The organism is Streptomyces sp. NPDC090088, assembly GCF_044747345.1.
In the GTDB taxonomy this organism is placed as follows: domain Bacteria; phylum Actinomycetota; class Actinomycetes; order Streptomycetales; family Streptomycetaceae; genus Streptomyces.
This window is the reverse complement of record NZ_JBIVDZ010000001.1, coordinates 1351929-1377337: the sequence shown is the minus strand read 5'-3', so window position 1 is coordinate 1377337 and position 25409 is coordinate 1351929. Positions and strand designations below refer to the sequence as shown.

Below are 25409 nucleotides of genomic sequence, written 5' to 3'. Positions count from 1 at the left end.
TTTCTCCGGATCACCCGGCCGCGCCGTGGCGCAGCACGAGCGCCGAGTTCGACCCCATGAGTCCCCGGCTGAGGACCAGCGCCGTGCGTGGTGCGGCGGCGCGGGCGCTGCCGGTCACGAGGTCGAGGTCGTGGCAGATGTCGAAGACACCCGGGGTCGGCGGGATCAGGCCGTGTTCCATCGCGAGCACCGCGGCGGCGGTGTCCAGGACGGGGGCCGCGCAGTAGCCCCGGCCGATCCCGGTCTTGGGTGCGGTGACCGGCACGCGTCTGCCGTGCGCGCCGAGGGCGTCGGTGATGGCCAGCGCCTCCGCCCGGTCGGCCTCCGGGACGCCGAGGGCGTCGGCGAAGACCACGTCGACCTCCTCGGGGGCGCAGCCGGCCTCGGCCAGTGCCCCGCGGATGGCCTGGGCGAGCCCGGCCCGGGACTCGGCCCAGCGGGAGGCCCCGGTGAAGGTCGAGGCGTGCCCGTCGAGGGTGGCCCGGACCGGCAGCCCGCGCCGGCGGGCCGAGCCGGTGTCCTCGACGACGAGCATGGCGCCGCCCTCGGCCGGCACGAACCCGCAGGCCTGCTCGGTGAAGGGACGGTAGGCCCGGGCCGGGTCGGTCTCCCGGCTGAGCTCCTCGTAGCCGAGCTGGCAGACCACCGAGTACGGAGCTATCGGCGCCTCGGTGGAGCCGGCCACGATGACGTCCGTGCCGCGCCGCACCGCGCGGGCGGCGTGGGCGAGGGCGTCCAGACCGCCGGCCTCGTCGGCGGCGACCACCGAGCAGGGTCCCTTGAAGCCGCGCCGGATGGAGATCTGGCCGGTGCTGGCCGCGTAGAACCAGGCGATGGACTGGTAGGGGCCGACGAACCGGCTGCCCTTGCCCCACAGTTGCTGGAGCTCGCGCTGGCCGAACTCGCCGCCGCCGGAGCCGGCCGCGGTGACCACGCCGATGTCGAACGGCGAGCCTTCGGTGTCGGCGCGGCCGAGCCGGGCGTCCTCCAGTGCCAGGTCGGCCGCGGCCATCGCGAAGTGCGTGAAGCGGTCGGTCTGGACGATGAGGCGTTCCTCGACGGCGGCCGCCGGGTCGAAGTCACGGACCTCGCCGGCCACCTTCATGGGCAGGTGCTCGCAGCCCTCGCGGGTCACCTTGTCGAGGACGTTGCGTCCCTCCTGGACGGACTTCCAGAAGGTCTCGGTGCTGGATCCGTTGGGCGCGACGACACCGATGCCGGTGACGGCCGCCCGCCGGGCAGGCGGTTCGCTCATCGTGTCCGTCCTCTCTGCCGGGTCAGGATCACCGCGGACTGGAAGCCGCCGAACCCGCTGCCCACGGACAGGACGCCGCCGAGCTTCCGTTCGCGGGCGACCCGCGGCACGTAGTCGAGGTCGCACTCGGGGTCGGGGGTCTCGTAGTTCGCGGTGGGCGGGACGACCTGGTGGGCCAGGGCGAGCACGCAGGCGACGACCTCGATGGCGCCGATCGCGCCGAGCGAGTGGCCCACCATGGACTTGATGGAGCTCATCGGCGTGCTGTACGCGTGCTGTCCGAGCGCCTTCTTCACGGCCGCGGTCTCGTGGCGGTCGTTCTGCCGGGTGCCGGAGCCGTGCGCGTTGACGTAGTCGATGGCGGTGGGGTCGAGGCGGGCATGGTTCAGGGCGGTCTCGATGGCGCGGGCCATCTCCAGGCCCTCGCTGGTGAGACCGGTCATGTGGTAGGCGTTGCCGAAGGTGGCGTAGCCGTCGAGGAGGCAGTAGATGTGCGCGCCGCGGGCCTTGGCGTGCTCCTCCTCCTCCAGGACGAGCACCGCGCCGCCCTCGCCCATGACGAACCCGTCACGGCGGTTGTCGAACGGGCGCGAGGCGTGCTCGGGGTCGTCGTTGTTCGGGGAGGTGGCCTTGATCGCGTCGAAGCAGGCCATGGTGATCGGGGAGATCGGGGAGTCCGAGGCACCGGCGATGCAGATGTCGGCGCGGCCCTCCTGGACGGTGTGGAAGGCATAGCCGACGGCGTCCAGGCCCGAGGTGCAGCCGGTGGAGACGGTCTGCACCGGACCCTGGGCGCCGAAACGTTCCGCCACCGCGGAGGCGAGGGTGCTCGGGGAGAACGCCCGGTGCAGCTGGGGCTGCGCCTGCCGGTGGTCCACGTCCCAGCGCTGACCCGCGCCGCTCACCAGGACGTAGTCGTGCTCCAGGCGGGTGGTGCCGCCCACGGCCGTCCCCAGGGAGACGCCGACCCGCCAGGGATCCTCCCGGCCGAGGTCGAGCCCCGAGTCCCGGACCGCCTCGTCGCCGGCGACCAGGGCGAACTGTATGTAACGGTCCGCCCGCTCGATCTCCTCGGCGTCCAGGCCGTGCGCCGCCGGGTCGAAGTCGCACTCGGCGGCGATCCGCGACCTGAGGCCGGAGGGGTCGAAGAAGGTGATGCCGCGCGTCGCGGTCCGGCCGGAGGCGAGCAAGTCCCAGAACGCCGGTACGCCCACACCCCCCGGAGCCACGATGCCTATGCCCGTAACCGCCACGCGCCGGGTCACGACCGGACCTGCCCCACGGCGACGGCTTCCGTCTCCTCCGTGTCGACGTGACCCTGGCTGGGGCGCGGGGCCAGCGGGCCGAGGTGGAAGACGATCCGGGCCTCGACATTGCCGACGTTGCGGAAGCGGTGCTTCATGTTGATCGGGATCATCAGTCCCTGCTCGGGCCGCAGCGGGTGCGGCTCGCCGTCCAGGTCGACCTCCAGGTCGCCGCAGACGACGTACACGAACTCCTCGGAGTACGGGTGGTAGTGCTCGCCGATGCGGTCGCCCGGCTGCACGATGGCCACGCCCATGAAACCGCTGGTGGAGCCCACCGTGGCGGGGGTCAGCATGGCGCGCAGATCGCCGCCGCGCTTGGTGTTGGGCTCGACCTCGCTGAGGTCCACGATCTTCGGAATGGGCTGCATGTCTGCGTTCCTCCCTGGGGGTGATGCGGCGGTGGGGGGTCAGGCGTCCGGCGAACGGCGGTCGGTGATCAACTGCATGCGCACCGCGTCGCCGTCCAGCAGGGCGGTCAGGGCGTGCGCCGGGGTGACGTCCACGGGCGTGCCGGGCCGCTGCTCGACCAGCCGTACGACGACGTCGTCGCGCTGGAAGACCGTGCTGTGCAGCACCGGGCTCGCCGGGTCCTCGGCCGCGCCCTCGTCCTGCTGCGCGAGCAGCTCGGCCAGCCGCATCCCGCAGCCGGGACGGGCCGGGTAGTACAGCGCGTGGCGCTCGCCCTCGGCCGGGTCCTCGGCGCCGACGTGGTGGACGGCCGGCAGCGCCGCCCGGGTGAAGAACACCCGTGCGGAGTCCTGGTCGTCGAGGTCGCGGTCCTGCTCCAGATAGGGGTTGATGGCCTCCTCGACGGCCCGCACCTCGGGCTGCCGGGCGACGTGGCGCAGGGCGGCCATCAGGTCGCCGCGCACCTCGATGGCGCGCACCACCCGGTTGCCGTGCATGAAGAGAGAGGTGCGGCACAGCCGGGTGGAGTCGTCGACCTTGGCCTCGGGCGAGGCGTAGTCCGCGAGGATCCTCGCGACCTCGGCCTCGCTGCCCGGCCGGACCGTGAAGGTGAGCGCGTGGCGGATCACGCCGTCGCCCATCCGCGGCTCGGCCTGCAGGGTGCGTACGGAGTCCGCCGCCGGGCCGCCGGTCTCGCGGACGACGTGGAAGCGGAGCGAGCGGGTGTCGCGGACGCAGTTGTGCAGCGGCTTCACCATCTCCACGTGCTCCTCGCTGTTCACCCAGGCGAGGAACGGCGGGGCGCTCTCCCACTCGCTGGTGATCAGCCACTGCGAGGGGTTCTCGATGGACTGGCAGAGCTGGTCGCTGACGTGACCGGGCACCTGGGCGACCTGGTTGCACAGTTGCTCGTAGGCCTCCAGGAACTGCTGCTGTGCGCCGTCGTAGACGTCCACCAGCAGGACGACCCGGAGCCGGGAGCCGTCGAACACGGACTGGGAGACCCGGGTCGACAGCGGGCGGGTCGTTCGGGCCGGCTTTTCCGAAACCTTTTCCGAGAGCGTCGTCATGCTTCGTGCATCTCCTTCGCGGGGGCAGCGGCGGGCGCCTTCGCCGATGACGCGGCGTCAGCGCTTCTTGATCCTGTGCCGGTCCTCCGAAGCGCGCGACTCGCGTGAACCAGGTGGGTGATTGAGCACGCGGAACCCCTCCCGAGGGGGCCCGGACGGGCATGGACGTTGCAACGCACCTGACGCACCAACACCCGCCTCTGGAGTGCCCGATGCACCAGAAAACCGATCACCAGGTCCCCGTCCTCGTGGTGGGCGGCTCCCTCGTGGGCCTGTCCATGTCCCTCTTCCTGGGCCGACTGGGCGTCCGCCACATGCTCGTCGAGAGACACTCCGGGACCTCGATCCACCCACGCGGGCGGGGCAACAACGTGCGGACGATGGAGCTGTTCCGGAAGGCGGGCATCGAGCCCGACATCAAGGCCGCGGCCTCACTCCTCGCGGAGAACCACGGCATCCTGCAGACCCCGACGCTGGTCGGCGACGCCGGCGAATGGCTGTTCAAGGAGATCGACCCGGGCGGCGGGCTCGCCCGGTTCAGCCCCACGGGCTGGTGCCTGTGCAGCCAGAACGACCTGGAGCCGGTACTCCGCCAGGCGGCCGAGTCCCTCACCGGCGAGCTGCGCTACTTCCACGAGATGGAGTCCTTCGAACAGGACCCCGAAGGAGTGACGGCGTACGTCCGCGACCGTGACTCCGACCGGATGTACACCGTCCGGGCGGACTACCTGGTCGCCGCCGACGGCCCGCGCTCCCCGGTCCGCGGCCGGCTCGGCATCGGCCAGACGGGCCCCGGCGACCTGTTCGCGAACGTCAGCATCACCTTCCGCTCCAAGCTGCTGGCCCACACGGTCGGGGACCGCCGCTTCATCTGCTGCTACCTCACCGACCCCGAGGCCGACGGCGCCCTCCTCCCCGTCGACAACAAGGAGCGCTGGGTCTTCCACGCGCCCTGGCACCCCGAACGCGGCGAGACCCTCGACGAGTTCACCGAGGAGCGTCTGACCCGGCACATCCGGCGCGCCGTCGGCGTCCCCGACCTCGACGTCGAGATCACCGGCCGGGCCTCCTGGCGGGCGGCCGAACGGGTGGCCGAACGGTACGCGTCCGGGCGGGTCTTCCTGGCCGGCGACTCCGCGCACGAGATGTCCCCGACGGGGGCCTTCGGCTCCAACACCGGCATCCAGGACGCCCACAACCTGGCGTGGAAGCTGGCGGCGGTCCTCGACGGCTGGGCCGGCCCCGGGCTCCTGGACTCCTACGACGCCGAGCGCCGCCCGGTCGCCCTCGCCACCAGCGCCCGCGCCTCCGCCCGCTCGGTGGAACACAGCCACCCGGGCTTCGCGCCCGCCCCCGGCATCGGCGGCGGCAAGCGCGGCGGCATCCTCAACATCGTCCTCGGCTACCGCTACCCGAAGGGCGCGGTGCTCGGCGCCGACCCCGGCCAGCCGGTCGTACCCGATGGGATGAACCTGACCGGCCGGCCGGGCAGCCGCGCCCCGCACCTGTGGCTGCGCCGCGCGGGCGACCGCGTCTCCACCCTCGACCTCTACGAACGCTCACTGGTCCTGCTCAGCGACGCCGCCTCCCCCTGGCACATGGCGGCCCGCCGGATCGCCGACACGGAGCGGGTACGCCTGGACGCGTACGGCATCGGGCCGACGGGCGACCTCGTGTACGACACGGAGGACACCGACTGGGCGGCAGCGCACGGCGTCACAGCGGAGGGCGCGGTACTGGTACGCCCGGACGGCTTCGTGGCCTGGCGCGCGGACGGCCCGGCGGAGGGCGACGCGGAGGCGGAGCTGCGGGAGGTATTGGGGCAGGTTCTGCGAAAGAGGTAGCGCCCCCGCAGGGGCGCGGGGCCGTATTGACATGCGGCTCCGCCGCGCGGGCGCGCTCAGCCCCCACCGGCCGGCTGCCGAAGAACTACCTCAGACCCGTACCTCTACGGTCTTCGCCAGCCGGTCGTGCAGCCCCCTGCCGTCCCGGTCCCACACCAGCGCCGGAATCGCGAGGCACAACAGAATCGTGCGGGCCACGGCGCGCAGCGGCTGCACCCGCCCCGTCTCGACACCGACGACCCGCAGCCGGAACAGTCGCTTACCCGGCGTGAAACCGACCGTGCCCACCGTGAGGACGCCAAGGATCAGGAAGACGAGCAGCGCCCAGTTGCTGGTGGCGGGGCTGTAGCCGTCGGTGATCAGGCCGTATGCGATCAGCACGCACAGCGCCCAGTCCACGACCAGCGCGCCGAGCCGCCTGCCGGGGCGGGCGATGGAGCCCGGTCCCTGCTCCGGCAGACCGAGCTGCTCGCCCCGGTACCCGAACTCCGCGCCCGCCTCTTCCATGGCCGCGCGGGGTCCGGAGAGCCACGATCCGATTGCTTGCCTGTTGTCCACCCGTCCACGGTACTGGGCCCGGCCGGGTCCCTGGGTCGGCGGGGTGCCACGGGCTACCGTGGAAGCGAGCCCGGTTAACTTCAGCGAAACAAATGGGTCACGCCCGAGAAATCACCCGTCCCTAGGGTCGAGGACAGCGTGTGCCACCGCACTGGCCGCACAAACGAACTACCACCCCGGCACGGGAACGGCCGGGAGTAGGAGGAGCTGGATGTTCCAGAACGCCGACGAGGCCAAGAAGTTCATCGCGGACGAGGACGTCAAGTTCATCGACGTCCGTTTCTGCGACCTGCCGGGCGTCATGCAGCACTTCACGCTGCCCGTCGAGGCGTTCGACCCGGACGAGGAGCTCGCGTTCGACGGTTCGTCGATCCGTGGTTTCCAGGCGATCCACGAGTCCGACATGGCGCTGCGCGCGGACCTGTCGACCGCCCGGGTGGACTCGTTCCGCCGGGACAAGACGCTCAACATCAACTTCTTCATCCACGACCCGATCACGGGCGAGCAGTACTCCCGTGACCCGCGCAACGTGGCGAAGAAGGCCGAGGCCTACCTCGCGTCGACCGGTATCGCGGACACCGCGTACTTCGGTCCCGAGGCCGAGTTCTACGTCTTCGACAGCGTCCGTTTCGCCACCTCGGCGAACGAGAGCTTCTACCACATCGACTCCGAGGCGGGTGCCTGGAACACGGGCGCGCTGGAGGACAACCGCGGTTACAAGGTCCGCTACAAGGGCGGCTACTTCCCGGTCCCGCCGGTCGACCACTTCGCCGACCTGCGTGCCGAGATCTCCCTGGAGCTGGCCAAGTCCGGCCTCCAGGTCGAGCGCCAGCACCACGAGGTGGGCACCGCCGGCCAGGCGGAGATCAACTACAAGTTCAACACGCTGCTCGCCGCCGCGGACGACCTGCAGCTCTTCAAGTACATCGTGAAGAACGTGGCCTGGCGCAACGGCAAGACCGCGACCTTCATGCCGAAGCCGATCTTCGGTGACAACGGCTCGGGCATGCACGTCCACCAGTCCCTGTGGGCCGGCGGCTCCCCGCTCTTCTACGACGAGGCCGGTTACGCGGGCCTGTCGGACACCGCCCGCTACTACATCGGCGGCATCCTCAAGCACGCCCCCTCCCTCCTCGCCTTCACCAACCCGACGGTGAACTCGTACCACCGTCTGGTCCCGGGCTTCGAGGCCCCGATCAACCTGGTGTACTCGCAGCGCAACCGCTCCGCCGCGATGCGTATCCCGATCACGGGTTCGAACCCGAAGGCCAAGCGCGTCGAGTTCCGCGCGCCCGACTCCTCCGGCAACCCGTACCTGGCCTTCTCGGCCCTGCTGCTCGCGGGCCTGGACGGCATCAAGAACAAGATCGAGCCGGCCGAGCCGATCGACAAGGACCTCTACGAGCTGGCTCCCGAGGAGCACGCGAACGTCGCCCAGGTCCCGACCTCCCTCCCGGCCGTCCTCGACCGCCTGGAGCGCGACCACGAGTTCCTGCTCGCCGGTGACGTCTTCACGCCCGACCTGATCGAGACGTGGATCGACTTCAAGCGCACCAACGAGATCGCCCCGCTGCAGCTGCGTCCGCACCCGCACGAGTTCGAGCTGTACTTCGACGTGTGATCGACGCCTGAGCCGTTCCTCGACGCCCCCGTTCCGGTTTCTCCGGGCGGGGGCGCCGTCGTATCGTGCGTCGGTACTGATGTTCGAGACGGGGGGAAGCGGATGACGCAACAGGGGGACGAGGAGCGCGAGTTCGATCTGCGCTGGGCCGATCAGGCGGAGCACAAGGAGCCGTCCGCGCGGGCGCGGATGCTGGCCGCCCGGTGGAAGGAGAATCCGCCGGACCCGGCGCCGTTCCGGGCGGATCCCAGGCCGGTGGCGCCGCGGCGCTCGCCCTGGATGTCGACGGCTCTGGTGCTGGGGTGCGTGGCGGCGGTGATCCTGCTGCTGGGGTACATACAGACACGGGCGCCGTACTAGCCGCGGAGTACCAGCCGCGTAAAAGGGGGACCCGGGCTCACAGGGAGCTTTTGCCGCCACTAGGGACGTTCGGAACCTTTCCATGGGCCCGGACAGGTGCACACTGGACAGCGGGACGAGTGCCTGACTGCGGGGTGAGGCGAGATGCAGAGCCGCTTCCGGAGCGACCGGCGGCTGACCGTACGGATGACGGTCACGCTGTTCCTGCTCGGGTTGTTGTACGTCGGCTTCGTTGCCGCGTTGATCGTGCTGCTGAAGTCGTGGCTGCTGGTCGTGGTGCTGGTGGGCGCGATGTTCGTGGCGCAGTTCTGGTTCTCCGACCGGATCGCGATGTTCGCCATGCGCGGGCGGGTCGTGGAGCGGGAGGAGTACCCGGAGCTGCATGCCGTGGTGGACCGGCTGTGCGCGATCGCGGACATGCCGAAGCCGGTGGTCGCCGTGTCCGACATGGACATGCCGAATGCGTTCGCGACCGGGCGGAACCCCGATCACGCGGTGGTCTGCGTGACCACGGGCCTGCTGCGGCGGCTGGAGCCCGCCGAGCTGGAGGGCGTGCTCGCGCACGAGCTGTCGCACGTGGCGCACAAGGACGTCGCCGTGATCACGATCGCGTCCTTCCTGGGCGTGATCGCTGGGCTGATCGTGCGGTTCGCCTTCTACTCGCAGCTCTTCGGCGGAGGCCGGCGGGACCAGAACACGGCCGCCGTGTTCGCCGCCGTCATCGGGGTCTCCGCGGCCGTGTACGCGATCAGCTTCCTGCTGATCAGGGCACTGAGCCGGTACCGCGAGCTGGCCGCCGACCGCGCGGCCGCGCAGCTCACCGGCCGGCCGTCCGCGCTGGCGTCGGCGCTCACCAAGGTCTCCGGCGACATCGCCCGGATCCCGACCAAGGACCTGCGCACCGCCCAGGCCTTCAACGCCTTCTACTTCACTCCGGCCACCGGCAAGGAGCCCGGCATCGAGCGCTTCTTCTCCACCCACCCGCCCCTGGAGCAGCGGCTTGAGCAGCTGGGCCGGATCTCGGCGGAGCTGGGCGAGGCGGCGACGCCCGGGAAGGCCGGGTGAGCATGGGGTTCCTGGACATCCTGCTCGGCCGTACGAAGCCCGTCGCACCTGACCTCGACCAGCTGTTCGCGCTGCCCTCGGCGGCGGTGACACTGCAGGCCGCGGCCGGGTTCACGCCGACCGGCGAGGGCGCGGTGTGCTTCGCCACGGTGGAGGGCGCGGCCTTCGAGCAGACCCACCGGGAGGTCCAGGCACTGCTCGACGCGGACGCGGACCGCGCGGGTCCGCCGGTGGAGCTGCACCAGGACGACTACGGATACTCCTGGCTGATCTCCCGGCGCACCCCCGACCAGCTCCCGCAGCTGGTCAACGACCTGCACGCGGTGAACAGTTCGATGGAGGTCAACGGCTTCGGCCCGCAACTGCTCTGTTCCCTGGCCGCCTTCGAGGACGAGCGCGAGCGCAGGCTCGCGCTCGTCTATCTCTACAAGCGGGGCACCTTCTATCCCTTCGCCCCGCTGCCCGGACCCGGTCAACGGCGGGACAGCGCACTGGAGTTGCAGGTGAAGGCGGCACTCGCGAACGACCTGAGGACCGAGCAGGACCTCAGCCGCTGGTTCCCGGTGTGGGGTGCCCCCGGCCTCTGACCGGCCGGGAGCACCTGCCCGCTACTTGCCCTTCTCGTTCTGCTGGCGCCGGACCTCGAAGGGGCGCTCGCGACGGTAGCGGCGCTCCCACTTGGCCTGCTGGTCACGGCGTTCGCGGTAGGTCTTGTAGTCGCCGGCCATGCCCCCTCCCCCGCCGGACGAACCGCCCGACGAGGAGGCCGACGACGAGTTCCGCCCGTACTGGACGTACAGGAAGAGCAGGGCGACGGCGGCGAGCCACCAGTTGTGGTTGCCGAAGCCGAGGATGACCAGAACGACGGTTCCGGATAGGACGATGGTGCCCATGACGGGTCTCCGTGGCGTGGGTGTGTGAGCGGTCGACGGATCCGACGGCACGCGGGGGACGGGCGGCCGTCCGTCGGTGCGTAGCAGAGTAGCCCCGAGTCCACGGGCTGCGGCCGCCCCTGCGGAAAGCGGTGGTCGACGACTCCGCAACGCTTGTCCAGCGTAGGGAGACGGTCACTCGGTGTGCATCCGGTTTTCGGGACCGGCGAACGGCTTCGCGGGGTGCGGGAGTTCGTGCGGATGCCGCTGGGGCGGCCCGTCGGCCGGCTCAGATCCCGGGAGCCGCCGTCAGGACGCCCGCGGTGACGGCCGCGTCGAGGGTGGCGTGGTCGGTGGCGGTCTGGTCGGCGTAGGCGAGGGCGAAGTCGGTGACCGCGTGGTCGAAGGTGTCGGTGCCGCCCAGATAGGCGGCGACGGCGATGCGGTCGCCGGAGCGGGCGTGGGCGCGGGCCAGCGTCTTACCGCACAGGGCGGCGTAGGCGCGCAGGCCCTTCGGGTCCATGGCGGCGACCTCCGCGGCACCCTTCATGTCGCGCAGCTGGCGCCAGTAGAAGGCACGGCCCTGGGGGCCGGTCATCCAGCCGAGGAAGATGTCCGCGGCGGCCTGCAGCAGCCGCTGCCCGGCAACGACCCGGTGGCCCGGGTGGGCGTACGGCCCGCTCGGCAGATGCTGCTCCAGTACGGACGTCCGGGCCTCCTTGATCTGCAGGAAGAGCGGGTCGTCGGCGTCCCGGCCGGCCAGCAGGACGATGAAGCAGCGGGTGCCGACGCTGCCGACGCCGACGACCTTGCGGGCCGCGTCGACGAAGCGGTAGCGGTCCAGGAGGAGCCGGCGCTCCCCGGCGAGGGTGGAGCGGTAGTCGCTGAAGATCTTGCGCAGCGAGGCCATGTCGGAGGCGCCGGCGGGTTCGAGCAGCGGCGGGTCATGGATGATGCGGCGCCGGCCGCCGACCACCTCGGTGAGCGTGCCGAGCGCGTGCAGGCTGGTGCGGCGCCGGGCCCGGGTGAGGCTGTCCTCGATCCGGCACCGGCGGCGCGCGGAGCGGACCAGGGGCAGCAGTCCGTCGGCGTCGGTCCGCTCGTACCAGACGGCCAGCTCGCCGAGGCCCGCCAGCCGCCGCATCGCGGTCCGGTACCCGGCCACCGCCGCCCGGGTCGCGGCCCGGGCCTGCGGATCGCTGTGCCCGTTCTCGCGGGCGGCGACGGCAACGGAGACGGCGAGCCGTTTGACGTCCCACTCGAAGGGGCCGGGGAACGTCTCGTCGAAGTCGTTGAGATCGAAGACCAGGGCCCGTTCCGGGGAGGCGTACAGCCCGAAGTTCAGCAGATGCGCGTCTCCGCACAGCTGCACGGCGAGTCCGGAGTGCGGCTGGGCGGCGAGGTCCGCCGCCATCACGGCGGCCGCGCCGCGCAGGAACGCGAACGGCGAGGCGGCCATCCTCCCGTACCGGATGGGCAGCAGCTCGGGCACCCGGTCGCGGCCCTGCCGTTCCAGGACGGTGACGGGGTCGGGCCGGTCGACGGACGGCAGCCAGAAGGCGTGCGTGGAGCGGGGGGCGCGTTTCCGGGCGGCCCTGCCGCGGGCGGCCCGGTCGGCGGGTGTCGTCATACGTCGCGCCCCTTCTGTCAGCTGCTCCATCACCTGCTGATCGCATTGAATGCTCCCCTCCCTGAAGGGGAGGGGATTCCTGGCTCAGGCTGCCGGGCGGAACTGCGTTCCGTCTGGTCTTATGCCCTCGGCACCAGCAGGGCTCAAACCCGCCCTGACGAGCATCACGCGTGCGGAGTTCTTGTCTCTGGGCGAGACGTGTCCGCACGCGGTGCAGGTGTAGGTGCGTTCACCCAGCGGGAGTTGGTGCTTGGTTCTCGCACCGCACCCTCCGCAGTCCATCGTGGTGTACGCGGGATGGACAAGATGCACGATCCTGCCGTGCTTGCGGGCCAAATGGAGCAGGGCCTGCTTGGTGGCGCCGATGGCGGCGTCCGCGGCCTTCTTCGACATGGTCGACCTGGCCAGGAACCTGGGCTTGAAGTCCTCCACCGCGAGAACATCGTGGTCGGTGACGACCTGCTTGGCCCACTTGCGGGCGGTGTCCTCGCGCTGCCGGGCGACCTTCTTGTGCGCCTTGGCGCGCAGGTGTTTCGCCGCCCGATAGCCCTTGGACGCGGGCTGCCCCTTCCTGGGTTTGCGGCGGGCCATCATCCGGTCGTACCGGGACAGCTTCGCCGTGGCCTTCTTCCCGTGCTCGGGATGCGGCAGATCGTGCGGATCGGAGGTGGTGGTGGCGATCTCCCTCACACCCCAGTCCACCCCGATCACCGCGTCCGTTTCCGGCAGGGGTTCGACGGCGGCGGGGACGACGAAGCTCGCGTACCAGTGGCCGAGGCTGTCCTGAACGACGCGGACGCTGGACGGGGTGGCGGGCAGCGGACGCGACCACACCACGCTCAGCACGATGCCGCCCGCCAGATGCAGCCGGCCGTCCCCCTTCAGCTGGAAGCCGCGCCGGGTGTAGTTCAGCGTCGGGCGCGTCTCGTGCCTCTTCTTGAAGCCCGGCATCCCGGCCCGCTGCCGCACCGGCAGCCGCTCCATGACGTCCTTGAGCGCCCTGGTGCGGGACTTCCCGAAGTCCCGGATGATCTGCTGCTGCGGCACCGAGGAGCCCGCCCGCAGCCACGGCGTCACGGCCCGTGCCCGGGTGAGCATCTTGTCCAGTTGGGCCGGACCACACGTCTGCTTGTCCTGTGGATGCGCGACGTTGTGCTGGTGGACGGCCTTCGACCGGGCTACGGCCTCGTTCCAGATCCACCGGCACCTGCCCCACTCCGCGCCCAGCGCTGCCTCGGCGGTGGCGCACACCCGCAGCCGGTAGGTGAAGCGGGCATGCCCCGCCCCCTCACCGCCTGTTGCCGCCCTGGCCGCCATCTCCTCACCCCCCGCCCGTGCCGTTGTTCCGGTCATGCGTCCCCACTGGGAAACGACCATACGAGCGAGGTCCGCACACCTGCCCACACTTCCCGCCACGATCACCCCCGCCAGCGATAACGGGTACACGCGTTCGCGTTCGCCCCGGCTCCGCCGGGCCTTCGCGATCGGCGCTCCGCGCCGGAAGCCGGGATGCGGCGACGCTCCGCGCCGCTGCCACAGGATGCGATTCCTCCCCGACGTGAACGCCGGGGCATCCTCGCAAGACGTCAGGTGAAAGCGAGCGGGCGGGGCATCCGCATGCCGAGCCCGCCGAACAGGTGACACGGCGCGCCCGGGGACGCATGGGCGGCACCGAGCACCGTGGAAACACACGGCACCCGGCGCCACGGGCTCATCGTGAGTAACGCATCAGGGCCCGGACCATGTGGCACGTCGTGTCGGACGGCGGGTGGATGCCGACGTCCTGCGCGGTGCTCCGTATCGTCTCGTTGCGGGCCTGGTTGGGCAGGTAGACGCCGGAGTCGAGCAGGGCGATGGCGAGGCGCATGGCCTTGAGGCGGCGGTTGTGCGTGACATACCACTCGCGTGGCCGCCCGGCCGGCAGCGGGCGCTTCTCCGCCGGCGCGTAGGGCGAGTCGAGCAGGACGGCGCGCTTGGCGGTGGACTGGGTCGGCAACGGCTTCGGCTTCAGTGCGGCAGCGGGCACGGGCATCCTCCTGTCGCGGACGGAGAGCCTCCGGACGCCCCGGCGACTCTCTCGAACACTGCTTCCAGTGTACTGGCCACCACTGACAACGAGACAGCCCGCGAGGCGCTGAACAGCCCAGGTGGGAAAGGGTATTTCGACTGGGGCGGAATGGACTCGGGATACTCCCACGACACTCCCCCAAATCGAACAGAGCGGCTCCGGACGGTGGCTCGCGTACCGTCGTGCGCATGGAGATCTGGATCAACCCAGCCTGCTCGAAGTGCCGTAGCGCGATCGGCCTGCTGGAGGCCGAAGGGGCCGACTACACCGTCCGCCGCTACCTGGAGGACGTGCCGGGCAAGGACGAGATCAGGGCCGTACTCGAACGGCTCGGGCTGGAGCCGTGGGACATCACCCGCACCCAGGAGGCGGTGGCGAAGGAGCTGGGGATGAAGGAGTGGGCGCGGGACGCGGCATCGCGGGACCGGTGGATCGCGGCCCTCGCCGAGCACCCCGGACTCATCCAGCGGCCGATCATCACCGCCGACGACGGGACGGCGCTCGTCGCCCGCACCGACGAGGCCGTACGGGAAGCGCTGGCCAGGAAAGAGAGCTGAACAATCCTCAACACAGGTGTGACACAGGTTACTTCAGCAACTCCGGTAACCGCTGAGTAACGCCGTTCGATATCTCGTACCTACCGACGTACGCTCCCCCACTTCCTCAGGAGGCGCGCATGTCGCGTAGGAGAACACTCAGCGGAAAGAAGAAGGTCGCACTGCTGGTCAGCGCCGCCGCGGTGGCGGGCGGCGGGGCCTTCGCCCTGGCGTCCACCTCGAACGCCGCGCAGACACCGCAGAACGCCAGGACGCTGTCGTCGGCCGCGGACTCGACCGTCTGCTCGGGGCTGGCCACGGCCCTCGGCAACAACGAGAAGTTCATCGCCGGGCAACAGGCGAACCCGGACGCGCAGTCGGCGGCCCGGATCGCCAACCGGCAGGCGGTCATCGAGCAGATCAAGGTCCAGCAGAAGGCGTCCGGTTGCGTCGTTGGGGAGTCGGCTCAGGGCTCCCAGGCGGCGAACGGGACGCAGACGGGCCAGACCGGTCAGACCGGGCAGCAGGCGGCCACGCCGGCGCCCTCGAAGAGCGCGGCCACCGGCAACACCGGCAACACCGGCAACACCGGGGGTGCCGCCGCCTCCGGTCAGCAGGTCTGCAAGGGCTCGACCGTCACGCTCTCCGGCGAGGCCGGCGCGCCTGCCGCCTCCAGCAACCAGTTCCCGGCGGGAACCACGCTGAAGGTCACCAACCTGGACAACAACAAGTCCACGACGGTGAAGGTCACCTCGGTCTCCGGCAGCTGCGTGCTGCTCAACAACGCGGCCTTCGAACAGGTCCGGGAACCCGGCAAGTTCCTGATCCGCCGCGCCGTGATCGAGAAGGTCGGCTGACCCGAACAACACGCCGAGGCACGGTCGCCGGCTTTCACGGAGGGAAAGCCGGCGGCCGCCGCGCGCGGACGACATCACGGCGTCCGAAATGGGCTCCGTACCCCGCCCGCACCGGCCTCACAACGTGAGTCGCGCCACAGAACCACCAGGTAACACGGGGTTCACATTCGAGCAATGATCGGGAAATCGCCTGTTGACAGGCTCGCGCACATCAACGCTGGCGCCCCAGTGCCGTAGCGCCGCAGCACCCGCATGTGCGCCCGACCCACCCCCGAAGGATGTGGCCCGTGACCTTCAAGGCTGAGTACATCTGGATCGACGGCACCGAGCCGACGGCCAAGCTGCGTTCGAAGACGAAGATCATCTCGGGCGCCCCCGCCGGTCTCGACGCGCTGCCGATCTGGGGCTTCGACGGGTCGTCCACGAACCAGGCCGAGGGGCACTCCTCGGACCGTGTGCTGAAGCCGGTCTTCACCTGCCCGGACCCGATCCGCGGCGGTGACGACATCCTCGTCCTGTGCGAGGTCCTGGACATCGACATGACCCCGCACTCCTCCAACACGCGTGCCGCGCTGACCGAGGTCGCCGAGAAGTTCGCCGCGCAGGAGCCGATCTTCGGCATCGAGCAGGAGTACACCTTCTTCGACGGGTCCCGTCCGCTGGGCTTCCCCGAGGGCGGCTTCCCGGCCCCCCAGGGCGGCTACTACTGCGGTGTCGGCGCCGACGAGATCTTCGGCCGCGAGATCGTCGAGGCGCACCTGGACAACTGCCTGAAGGCGGGCCTCGCGATCTCCGGCATCAACGCCGAGGTCATGCCCGGCCAGTGGGAGTTCCAGGTCGGCCCGGTCTCCCCGCTGGACGTCTCCGACCACCTGTGGGTCGCCCGCTGGCTGCTCTACCGCACCGCCGAGGACTTCGGCGTCTCCGCCACCCTCGACCCCAAGCCGGTCAAGGGCGACTGGAACGGCGCCGGCGCGCACACCAACTTCTCCACCAAGGCGATGCGCGAGGGCTACGACGCGATCATCACCGCCTGCGAGTCGCTCGGCGAGGGCTCCAAGCCGCTCGACCACGTCAAGAACTACGGCGCCGGCATCGACGACCGCCTGACCGGTCTGCACGAGACCGCCCCGTGGAACGAGTACTCCTACGGCGTCTCCAACCGCGGTGCCTCGGTGCGTATCCCGTGGCAGGTCGAGAAGGACGGCAAGGGCTACATCGAGGACCGCCGTCCGAACGCCAACGTCGACCCGTACGTCGTGACGCGGCTGATCGTCGACACCTGCTGCTCCGCCCTGGAGAAGGCCGACCAGGTCTGATCCACGGACAGTTCGCCGGAAGGGGCGCCCACCGTACGCGGTGGGCGCCCCTTCCGTATGCCCGTGCGCGCGTCCGCACCGCCGCCGGTCCGTCCGCAGTGTGGGACGGCGGTCCGGACAAGGGGATCGGTCCCATCCGGCCGACCAGGCACAAACGCCTGATGGGCTGGGGCGGGCAGCGTCAACATCTCGCCAAGGAGGCGTCCAAGCAGTGAGAGGAGGGTCCTGTTTCCGGGCTGTGTCTGCTTCAATGGGCCCATGGCCAGCTTCCAGAAGGACACCGCGACGGGTCGCCATGACCTGGAGCCGTTCTGGCCTTCCCGTCAGCACCACGACTTCGACCGGGTGTGTTGCCGCGCGATGAACGCGCGGGCCCTCTAAAGCCGTACACCCCGGCCTTCGGCCAGCGCGGAACGCAGTACGTCCCCGGCGCGCCCGACCACGAATCGCGGCCGTCGTCCCGACCGACGAACTCCTCGCGCGAAAGAGCTGACGTCTCATGGCGACCACTCGTTCTCTCTCCCCCGCTCCCGCCCTCGCCTCCTCACCGGCCCGGCACCGGCTGCGTGCCGTCGACCGGGACGAGGTCGTGGACATGACGGACCTGCTGCCGCCGGGCGCCACCTGGCTGCCCGCCCCGCAGCACACCCTGCCCACCCTGCCGGGCCAGCCGCCGATGATCGGCTACCTGGTGCTGGTCCCGGCGGACCAGCAGCCGCCGTTCCTGCCGGTCGCCGTCCCGGACCGCCCGGAGCCGGCCGCCGCGCCGGACCCGGCGGCCGGGCAGGGCGGCCCGCGGCCGCTCGTCACCGTCGACACCGCGCAGCGCACCGCCCAGGTCGACGGGCGCGAACTCGACCTCACCTACCTGGAGTTCGAGCTCCTCGCCCATCTGGTGACGCACCCGAACCGGGTGCACACCCGCGACCAGCTGGTCACCACGGTCTGGGGCTACGGCCATGTCGGCGACGGCCGCACGGTCGACGTCCATGTCGCCCGGCTGCGCCGCAAGCTCGGCGCGGAGCACCGCAAGGCGATCCAGACGGTGCGCCGGGTCGGCTACAAGTACACCCCGCCGACCGGCCGCTGAGGAACCCGCTCTGCCCTCGGCAGAGTCCCGTTCCCCCGGGCGCCGCGGCCGGGCACGATCACCGGCATGAGACTTCTTGTGCTGGGCGGTACGGAGTTCGTGGGACGGTCGGTCGTCGAGGCGGCGCTCGGGCGCGGCTGGGAGGTGACCGTCCTCAACCGGGGACGCAACCGGCCCACGCCCGGGGTGCGGTCGCTGCACGGCGACCGCACCACGCCCGGGGGCCTCGCCGCCCTCGACGACGGCACCGAGTGGGACGCGGTCGTGGACACCTGGTCGGCCGCGCCCCGGGCGGTACGGGACACGGCGCGGCTGCTGCGGGGCCGCGCCGGACGGTACGCGTACGTGTCGAGCCTCTCGGTGTACGCGTGGCCGCGCCCGGCCGGTTACACCGAGGAGGCGACCCTGGTGACGGGGGCCGCGGCGGACGCGGAGCAGACCGAGTACGCGCAGGACAAGCGGGGCGGTGAGCTGGCCGCCGTCGAGTCCTTCGGTCCGGACGGCTCGGTCCTCGTACGCGCCGGGCTGATCCTCGGGCCGTACGAGAACGTCGGCCGGCTGCCGTGGTGGCTGAACCGGATCGCTCGCGGGGGCCCGGTGCTGGCGCCGGGCCCCCGCGAGCTGCCCGTCCAGTTCGTGGACGCCCGTGATCTCGCCGAGTGGACCCTCGGCGCGGTCCAGCGGGGCCTGTCCGGGCCGTACAACCTGATCGGCCCGCGCGGCATCACCACGATGGGCGGGCTGCTGGAGGCCTGCCGGCGGGTCACCGGCTCGGACGCCGAGCTGCGCTGGACGGACCCGGAGCCGATCCTCGCGGCCGGCATCGAGCCGTGGACCCAGCTGCCGGTGTGGGTGCCGCAGGGCAGCGAGTCGTACGACGGTGTGCACCGCGCGGACGTGACGCGGGCGCTGGCCTCGGGGCTGGTGTGCCGGCCGGTGGAGGAGACGGTGGCGGACACGTGGCGCTGGCTGCGGGAGGTCGGGGGTGCGGGGCCGGTGCGGGCGGATCGTACGGCGCCGGGGCTGGACCCGGAGGTCGAAGCGCGGGTGTTGGGGGTGTCGGGGGGTGGGTTGTGATGAGTGTGCGGGCCGGTGGGGGCTGGTCGCGCCCACGCGGCGGAGCCGCATGTCTGGCACGGCCCCGCGCCCCTGACGGGGCGCTGTAGTCACGGGGGTGTATCTGGCACCACCTCCGTGGACGGGGGTTTGGGCCAGTGACCTCTCTCCAGGTGGTCCGCGAGACTGGCGCCATGACGACGAACACGAACGGTGGCGGCTTTCGGGCGAGAGCGCGGGAGGTGTTGCCGGCCGCCGTGCGGGGGCTGGTGCTGGCGCTGGTGATCCTGCCGGTCTCGGTGCTCTGTTTCACGCTGACCGCCATCTCCCTCGCGCTGATCCCGATCGGCGTCGGGGTGGTCACGACGCCGTGGGTCCTGGGCGGGGTGCGGGACGTGGCGGACGTGCGGCGGCGGCTCGCGTACGAGTGGTGCGGGGTGCGGATCCGGTCGGGGTACCGGGCGGTCCCGGAGGGTGCCAACCCGTGGACCCGGACGCTGGCGATGATCCAGGACCGGCAGGTCTGGCGGGATCTGCTGTGGCTGCCGGTGGACATGACGGCCGGGTTCGTGACCGCGCTGCTGCCGGCGGTGCTGCTGGTCTACGCGGTCGAGGGGTTCGCGTTGGCGGCCGGGCTGTGGCGGGTGCTCGCGGACGGGGAGACGTACTGGTACGAGTTCGTGCCGGTCAGTGACCAGCCGACCGCGCTGGCCGCCGCCGCGCTCGGCGCCGTCGTCCTCGTCGTCGCCTTCCGTTACACCCCGGCCCTGCTGACCGCCCACTTCCGGCTCACCGCCGCCGTCCTCGACCCGGGCAAGGGCGAACTCGTGGAGCGGGTACGGGTGCTGACCGAGACCCGCAAGGACGCCGTGGACACCTCGGCGGCCGAGCTGCGCCGGATCGAGCGGGACCTGCACGACGGGGCGCAGGCTCGGCTGGTCGCCATGGGCATGGACCTCGGGACCGTCGAGATGCTGATGGACCGGGATCCGGAGCAGGCCAAGCGGCTTCTCGCCCAGACCCGGCAGGCGTCCGTGGAGGCCCTGGGCGAGCTGCGGGACCTGGTCCGGGGGATCCATCCGCCGGTGCTGGCCGAGCGCGGGCTCGGTGACGCCGTACGGGCGCTGGCGCTGCGGCTGCCGGTGCCGACGGAGGTGACGGTGGAGCTGCCGGGCCGGGCGGACGCGCCGGTGGAGTCGGCCGCGTACTTCGCGGTGAGCGAGGTGCTCACCAACGCGGTCAAGCACTCCGGCGCCGACCGGATCTGGGTCGACGTGCATCACGTGGAGGAAGGGGGCGGCATGCTGCGTGTGACGGTCACCGACCACGGCCGGGGCGGCGCGGTGATCGGCGCCGGGTCCGGGCTCGCCGGGGTCGAGCGGCGACTGGGTACATTCGACGGCGTCCTCGCCGTCAGCAGCCCCGCGGGCGGTCCCACCATGGTCACCATGGAGATCCCGTGCGCGTTGTCCTAGCCGAAGACCTGTTCCTTCTCCGGGATGGGCTGGTCCGGCTGCTTGAGGCCTACGGCTTCGAGATCGCCGCCGCCGTCGAGTCCGGCCCCGAACTCACCCGGGCGCTGGCCGAGCTGGAGCCGGACGTGGCCGTGGTGGACGTACGGCTGCCGCCCACGCACACCGACGAGGGGCTGCAGTGCGCGCTCAGGGCGCGGCGGGACCGGCCGGGGCTGCCGGTGCTGGTGCTCTCCCAGCACGTGGAGCAGCTGTACGCGCGGGAGCTGCTGGCGGACGGCAGTGGCGGGGTCGGTTATCTGCTGAAGGACCGGGTGTTCGACGCGGAGCAGTTCGTGGACGCGGTACGGCGGGTCGCGGCCGGCGGTACGGCCATGGACCCGCAGGTGATCCAGCAGCTGCTGTCGCGGCGGGCGGACGACCGGCCGCTCGGCGGCCTGACGGCGCGCGAGCTGGAGGTCATGGAGCTGATGGCGCAGGGCCGTTCGAACGCGGCGATCGCCGCGCAGCTCGTGGTCACGGAACGGGCCATCGCCAAACACACCTCCAACATCTTCACCAAACTCGGACTTGAGGTGTCGGACGACGACAATCGGCGCGTCCTGGCGGTGCTGGCCTACCTGGACCGCGATCGCTGATTTTCCCGGAACTTCCGCAGCTCAAACGGTAGTTGTGCCGCAAGTGCGTAACAAAACTCTGATGAATTTGTGAGGCGGCTGAACACCTCTGAGATGAGGTGCGTATGAGAAGGCGCCGCTTCACTCCTGTCGGGCGCCTCGATGCCGCCCCGCAAGGAAGGTCTGAGGAGTTCCATGGGACGCAACATACGCAAACGCCGTTCGCCGCTGGCCGTCAAGGCCATTGCCGCATCGGCGGCCATAGCGCTTGGCGGGGGCGGGCTGCTCTGGGCGCAGATGAACGCTTCGGCTCACGAGTCGAACAACTCTGCCCAGAACTACACCAAAGCCGCTGCCGCCACGGTCGCGACCATCGCCTGCCCGGACGTCGGCCAGAAGCTGACGAGCGTGCCGGCCAAGGCCAAGCAGGGGGTGGCGACGGAGCTGGCCAACCTCGACAAGCAGATCACCGAGGCCTACTCCCGGCTCGCCTCCACCCGCCAGGCGCAGGCGAACGACGCCAACTTCGTGCAGAACGCGATCGTCGGCCCCCTGAAGGAGAAGCGGGCGGCCACGATCGACCGGATCCGGCTCGACATCACGCGGGTCGGCGGGCAGTTCAACAGCTCGCTGGCGCAGCTCGCGGCCTGCACCACGCAGACCGCGAACCAGACCACCGCCGGCGGTGGCCGGGGCAACAACGGCGGCCGCGGGAACAACAACAACGGCCAGAACAACAATGGCGGCCAGAACAACGGCGGTCAGAACAACGGCGGCGGCCAGGCCACCGCCGCCCCGAGCGCCAGCGCGAGCACCCCGGTCGACGTGGGTATCGGTGGACAGGCCGGCAACGGCCCGACCGCCGCGGACTTCGTGGACATCACGAAGGTCGCCGCGAACGTCCAGGGCAAGCCGCAGAACGGCCAGCAGGCCTCGACCGGTTCCTTCACCACCAGGTGTGGTGTGAACGCGAACAAGAACCACAACACCGACAACGTGATCGTGGCGCCCGGCGTGACCAACGGCGCGCACCACCTGCACGACTACGTCGGCAACCAGAAGGTCGACGCGTTCGCGACCAACGACACGCTGATCGCGGACCAGACCAGCTGCCAGAACCAGAGCGACCTGTCGGCGTACTACTGGCCGGTCGTCCGTGAGCAGGACGGTTCGCAGGACTTCGACCAGAACGCGGCCGGCGGTGGCACCGAGGGCAACGTCGGCAAGATCCTGACCCCGGTCCAGGCGCAGATCAAGTACGTCGGCTCCCCGGCCAGCAAGGTCACCGCGATGCCGCAGTTCCTGCGCATCATCACCGGTGACGCCAAGACCACGACCAACGGTCTGGCCAACGCCAACGCGCACTGGAGCTGCACCGGCTTCGAGAACAAGGTCCAGCTGACCGAGCAGTACCCGATCTGCCCGCAGGGCAGCCAGGTGGTCCGCACCTTCGCCTTCCAGAGCTGCTGGGACGGCACGAACATCGACAGCGCCAACCACCGCACGCACGTCGCGTTCGCGGACCCGGCGAGCGGTGTCTGCGGTAACGGCTTCAAGGCGATCCCGCAGCTGACGATGCGTCTGGTCTACAACGTCACGCAGCCCAGCATCGTCAACGGCCAGGTGAAGAACGCCTACGCGGTGGACGGCTTCCCGGAGCAGCTGCACAAGTCGGCGACCGACCACGACGACTTCATCGCGGTCTTCAAGAACAACCTGGCGACCACCATCGCCAACTGCATCAACTCCGGCAAGAAGTGCCAGTAGTCGGAGCACCGGCTGACCGGTAGCCGGTAGCACGAAGAAGCGGGCGGTGGGATTCTCCCACCGCCCGCTTCCGTGTGTCCGCCCGCTTCCGTGAGTGCCGCGCGGCCTCAACTAGCTGGTGTGCGTGCTGTGGTCGGTGCCGATCTCCTCCCAGCCGCCCAGCGTGGGCTGCAGCGCCTTGACCACCTTGTCGGTGCCGACGGCGACCCACTTGCGGCCGACGAGGTAGTAACCGCCGTAGTCCTTGGCGTCGTTGATCCACTCGCGCTGGCCGCGGTCGGTGGCGAAGGTGGCGAAGACGAACTTGCCGGCGGAGGTCTTGCAGATGGCCTGGCGGACCTCGTCGGAGTCGATCTGCATGTCGGGGGTGCACTTCACCTTGGCGGCCAGGCTCTCCAGGCTGCCGGTCGCCGTGGCCGGCACCTTGACCTCCGCCTTGCTGTCTCCGGATCCACAGCCCGCCAGCGCCAGTACGGCCACGGCGCCGGCCACGGCGAGCATCGGTCGGGTCAACCTCATCTGTTCCTCCGGTCGCATTGCCGGCCCCGGTGCCTTCGGGGGCCCGTCCCCTTCGATACGGCTGTGGGGCGCGAAGCGCTCACATCGTGCCGATACGGATACGGCAGTGTCACCTGTGTGGCGGTGACCAACCAACGGGTCGCTCGTTCTTCAGGACGTGCAGTCACAGCATGTAGCCCAGCGTCACGCAGCCGGCGCCACCGGAGCCCTCGGTCCGGCGGTCGATGTCGAGCAGGCCGAGGCCGCGCTCGTCGAGCACTACCCGCGGCTGGTCCGGCTCGCCTATCTGGTGCTGCCGCCGGGTCTCGCGCGCGGCCGTCGCGTGCTGACCGCACACTCCCTGGTCCAGCGGGCCCTGCCCCGCAGCCGCCGGCAGGCCCCGGTGATCCCGGCCCAGTCGACCGGCCGCGACACCGACCCCGGGTACGCCCTGGTCCGCCTCGAAGTGGTGCGTACGGCGCTGGAGGCGGGCGTGCCGCTGAAGTTCAGCGCGTGGCCCAAGCGCGCCCAGCTGCCGCCGCTGCTGCCCCAGGTGTGGGGGCTCCGGCTCTTCCCGCGCTCCGGCGGCGCCGACGAACTCGCCCTGGACCAGCGGCTCGCGACCCTCTCCGGCCCGGCCCGGGCGGCCTACGCCCTGCGCGGTCTTGAGCAGCTCCCCGACGGCGACGTCCGCAAGATCCTGCGCGCGGCCGGGGTCGAGCACCCGGAGGGCGCGCTCGCCGAGGCGAACGGCGTCCCGGCCGAGTATCCGCTGCTGGACTCTCCCGAGTTCGACCCCTGTTCCCTGCAGGCCCGGCCCACCGACCTGATGCGGCGCCGCCAGCACACCAAGGCCGCGCTGGCCGCGGCCGCCGCGCTCGCGGTGTGCGGCGCGCTGGTCGTGCTGCCGAGCGGCGGCTGGGGCGCCGACGGTGCCGCGGCCCCGCCGTACGCCCAGAACGCGGCCGCCGAGGCGGCCCTGGACCCCGCCCAGGTCACGAAGATCCCCGCGACCGCCTGGCGGACCGCCGCCCGCGCCGACTTCTCCGTCTGGCCCGCGCGCGGCGCCCTCACCGGCAACACCTCGCTGCTGCGCCGCGCCCTCGCCGTCTGGGCCCGCCCCGGCGCCACCGTCCGCGTCTCGGCCACCCCGGGCACCCAGACCGGCGGCCCCGCCGGACCGCCCCAGCTGCTGTACGCGGGCGTGGTCGACAGCGCCCGGGTGGTGGTCTTCTACGACGGTCTGCGCATCGCCCGCTACGCCGAGCCGAAGGACGGCACGGCGGGCGCGGCCCTGGACTTCGCCCGTGTCGACGGCGCGACCGACGCGGAGGCCGGCGCGCTGGTCCTCGGCCGCGCCGACGGCAACGTCCGCTATCTGACGGCCCCGTGGGTGACCAGGGCGGCCGAGCGGGACCTGATGAAGCCGACCTCGGGGGCGATGGACCTCGGGCTGACCGACGGGGTGACCGGGCCGATGGCCAGTCCGGCGATGCAGCAGGGGGCGTGCACGTCCTGGAACGTGCTGCAGCTGACCGACGCGGACGGCACCCGGCTCTCCACCGACCTCGGCGAGCTGGTCCCGGCGCATCTCACCTCGGGGCGCCCCGGGTACACCGGCGAGGCGTCCGGTGCGGCCGGGCTGCGTGACTGGGCGCCGTTCGCCTGCTCGCTGGCCGCGGAGCGCTCCGCCGGGGTGCGCGGCGTCAACGCCTGGGCGTTCGCCGAGCAGACGCTGCCGGAGGCCGGCGGCACCGGGGCGTGGGTGTGCACCCGCGCGGAGACCTGGCGGGGCGACGGGACGGTGGCGCTGGCGCAGTTCCGGACGCCGGGCAGCCCGTACGGGGCGGTCGCGGCCAAGGGGTCCGATGTGACGGCGTGCGGTCCGCGCGATCCGCAGGTGCTGGCCGGGGTGCTGTGGAAGTCTGGGGGCGGGCAGTGGTACCTGCTGGCCGCGGGCGGCCGCGACACCGCGTCGGTCCGGGCGACCGGCGGGGTCACGGCCTCGGCCGACGGGACGCAGCTGGTGGCCAGGGCGAAGCAGGGGGCGCAGGCCGACCTGACGGGGACGCTGGAGGACGGGACCGAGATCAGCGGGCTGCACTGAGCACCCCTTGCTGACATCGGTGTAAACAAGCT

Annotated in this window: 25 protein-coding genes; 15 read left to right on the top strand and 10 right to left on the bottom strand. The window is 71.3% G+C overall.

Going from position 1 to position 25409, the window contains the following annotated elements; all coding sequences use genetic code 11:
• Positions 1-10 precede the first annotated feature (10 nt).
• From ACIPSJ_RS06060 to ACIPSJ_RS06045, 4 genes are read right to left on the bottom strand one after another with little or no spacing between them, the layout of a single operon-like run.
• Positions 11-1255: a ketosynthase chain-length factor gene (locus ACIPSJ_RS06060; RefSeq protein WP_355726018.1), complete on the bottom strand. Its 1245-nt coding sequence runs from the start codon at positions 1253-1255 to the stop codon at positions 11-13.
• Positions 1252-2520: a beta-ketoacyl-[acyl-carrier-protein] synthase family protein gene (locus ACIPSJ_RS06055; RefSeq protein ID WP_359225948.1), complete on the bottom strand. Its 1269-nt coding sequence runs from the start codon at positions 2518-2520 to the stop codon at positions 1252-1254. Before ACIPSJ_RS06055 ends, ACIPSJ_RS06060 begins: the two co-directional genes overlap by 4 nt.
• Positions 2517-2930 carry a cupin domain-containing protein gene (locus tag ACIPSJ_RS06050; RefSeq protein WP_355726012.1) on the bottom strand — a complete coding sequence of 138 codons (414 nt, stop codon included), beginning with the start codon at positions 2928-2930 and terminating at the stop codon, positions 2517-2519. Before ACIPSJ_RS06050 ends, ACIPSJ_RS06055 begins: the two co-directional genes overlap by 4 nt.
• A gap of 39 nt (positions 2931-2969) precedes the next feature.
• Entirely contained in the window at positions 2970-4040 is a 1071-nt protein-coding gene (locus ACIPSJ_RS06045; protein ID WP_359225945.1) for a SchA/CurD-like domain-containing protein, read from the bottom strand.
• Positions 4041-4252: 212 nt separating this feature from the next.
• Here ACIPSJ_RS06045 and ACIPSJ_RS06040 point away from each other — a divergent pair, with 212 nt between their 5' ends.
• On the top strand, positions 4253-5884 hold the full coding sequence (locus tag ACIPSJ_RS06040) for an FAD-dependent monooxygenase (RefSeq protein WP_359225943.1): 1632 nt from the start codon (positions 4253-4255) through the stop codon (positions 5882-5884).
• Between the two features lie 90 nt (positions 5885-5974).
• Here the strand turns inward: ACIPSJ_RS06040 and ACIPSJ_RS06035 are convergent, their stop codons facing one another.
• Positions 5975-6442 (bottom strand): RDD family protein, encoded by a 468-nt coding sequence (locus ACIPSJ_RS06035; protein ID WP_401343891.1) that lies wholly within the window; start codon positions 6440-6442, stop codon positions 5975-5977.
• 211 nt (positions 6443-6653) lie between these two features.
• Between ACIPSJ_RS06035 and glnA the strand changes: the two genes are divergently transcribed.
• From glnA to ACIPSJ_RS06015, 4 genes are all read left to right on the top strand, one after another.
• Entirely contained in the window at positions 6654-8063 is a 1410-nt protein-coding gene (gene glnA / locus ACIPSJ_RS06030; protein WP_355726002.1) for a type I glutamate--ammonia ligase, read from the top strand.
• Positions 8064-8165: 102 nt separating this feature from the next.
• The gene (locus ACIPSJ_RS06025) at positions 8166-8423 is read left to right on the top strand and encodes a hypothetical protein (protein ID WP_359225939.1); all 258 of its coding nucleotides are present in this window, start codon (positions 8166-8168) and stop codon (positions 8421-8423) included.
• 144 nt (positions 8424-8567) lie between these two features.
• A complete protein-coding gene (gene htpX, locus ACIPSJ_RS06020; RefSeq protein WP_355725996.1) occupies positions 8568-9488 on the top strand; it encodes a zinc metalloprotease HtpX in 921 nt (306 codons plus the stop codon).
• 2 nt (positions 9489-9490) lie between these two features.
• Entirely contained in the window at positions 9491-10075 is a 585-nt protein-coding gene (locus ACIPSJ_RS06015) for a hypothetical protein (RefSeq protein WP_401344592.1), read from the top strand.
• Positions 10076-10096: 21 nt separating this feature from the next.
• On the opposite strand, the gene ACIPSJ_RS06010 is transcribed toward ACIPSJ_RS06015, so the two are convergent.
• From ACIPSJ_RS06010 to ACIPSJ_RS05995, 4 genes are all read right to left on the bottom strand, one after another.
• Entirely contained in the window at positions 10097-10381 is a 285-nt protein-coding gene (locus ACIPSJ_RS06010) for a hypothetical protein (protein WP_401343888.1), read from the bottom strand.
• 268 nt (positions 10382-10649) lie between these two features.
• A complete protein-coding gene (locus tag ACIPSJ_RS06005) occupies positions 10650-11990 on the bottom strand; it encodes a DUF2252 domain-containing protein (RefSeq protein ID WP_401343886.1) in 1341 nt (446 codons plus the stop codon).
• 84 nt (positions 11991-12074) lie between these two features.
• Entirely contained in the window at positions 12075-13307 is a 1233-nt protein-coding gene (locus tag ACIPSJ_RS06000; protein ID WP_359225983.1) for a transposase, read from the bottom strand.
• A 394-nt stretch (positions 13308-13701) separates the two neighbouring features.
• Positions 13702-14016 carry a hypothetical protein gene (locus tag ACIPSJ_RS05995; RefSeq protein WP_401343883.1) on the bottom strand — a complete coding sequence of 105 codons (315 nt, stop codon included), beginning with the start codon at positions 14014-14016 and terminating at the stop codon, positions 13702-13704.
• 230 nt (positions 14017-14246) lie between these two features.
• Between ACIPSJ_RS05995 and ACIPSJ_RS05990 the strand changes: the two genes are divergently transcribed.
• The 9 genes from ACIPSJ_RS05990 to ACIPSJ_RS05950 all read left to right on the top strand — a co-directional run bounded on the left by ACIPSJ_RS05990 (position 14247) and on the right by ACIPSJ_RS05950 (position 22772).
• Positions 14247-14615, top strand: coding sequence for an arsenate reductase family protein (locus ACIPSJ_RS05990; RefSeq protein WP_401343880.1), 369 nt, complete (start codon positions 14247-14249; stop codon positions 14613-14615).
• A 119-nt stretch (positions 14616-14734) separates the two neighbouring features.
• A complete protein-coding gene (locus tag ACIPSJ_RS05985) occupies positions 14735-15451 on the top strand; it encodes a hypothetical protein (RefSeq protein WP_401343877.1) in 717 nt (238 codons plus the stop codon).
• 287 nt (positions 15452-15738) lie between these two features.
• A complete protein-coding gene (glnII, locus tag ACIPSJ_RS05980; RefSeq protein WP_359225926.1) occupies positions 15739-16770 on the top strand; it encodes a glutamine synthetase in 1032 nt (343 codons plus the stop codon).
• Positions 16771-17028: 258 nt separating this feature from the next.
• Positions 17029-17151, top strand: a complete 123-nt coding sequence (locus ACIPSJ_RS05975) for a hypothetical protein (RefSeq protein WP_355729704.1) — start codon at positions 17029-17031, stop codon at positions 17149-17151.
• A gap of 118 nt (positions 17152-17269) precedes the next feature.
• Positions 17270-17860 carry a winged helix-turn-helix domain-containing protein gene (locus ACIPSJ_RS05970; protein ID WP_355729705.1) on the top strand — a complete coding sequence of 197 codons (591 nt, stop codon included), beginning with the start codon at positions 17270-17272 and terminating at the stop codon, positions 17858-17860.
• A gap of 66 nt (positions 17861-17926) precedes the next feature.
• Entirely contained in the window at positions 17927-18937 is a 1011-nt protein-coding gene (locus ACIPSJ_RS05965) for an NAD-dependent epimerase/dehydratase family protein (protein ID WP_401343872.1), read from the top strand.
• 173 nt (positions 18938-19110) lie between these two features.
• A complete protein-coding gene (locus ACIPSJ_RS05960; protein ID WP_401343869.1) occupies positions 19111-20391 on the top strand; it encodes a sensor histidine kinase in 1281 nt (426 codons plus the stop codon).
• Positions 20376-21026 (top strand): response regulator transcription factor, encoded by a 651-nt coding sequence (locus ACIPSJ_RS05955; protein ID WP_359225918.1) that lies wholly within the window; start codon positions 20376-20378, stop codon positions 21024-21026. Before ACIPSJ_RS05960 ends, ACIPSJ_RS05955 begins: the two co-directional genes overlap by 16 nt.
• Before the next feature lie 174 nt (positions 21027-21200).
• Complete coding sequence (locus ACIPSJ_RS05950; RefSeq protein WP_359225916.1) at positions 21201-22772, top strand: DUF1996 domain-containing protein; 1572 nt, start codon at positions 21201-21203, stop codon at positions 22770-22772.
• A gap of 111 nt (positions 22773-22883) precedes the next feature.
• Here ACIPSJ_RS05950 and ACIPSJ_RS05945 read toward each other — a convergent pair whose 3' ends face one another.
• Positions 22884-23291, bottom strand: a complete 408-nt coding sequence (locus ACIPSJ_RS05945) for a hypothetical protein (protein WP_359225143.1) — start codon at positions 23289-23291, stop codon at positions 22884-22886.
• Positions 23292-23448: 157 nt separating this feature from the next.
• Between ACIPSJ_RS05945 and ACIPSJ_RS05940 the strand changes: the two genes are divergently transcribed.
• Complete coding sequence (locus ACIPSJ_RS05940; protein ID WP_401343864.1) at positions 23449-25377, top strand: hypothetical protein; 1929 nt, start codon at positions 23449-23451, stop codon at positions 25375-25377.
• The last annotated feature ends 32 nt before the right edge of the window (positions 25378-25409 follow it).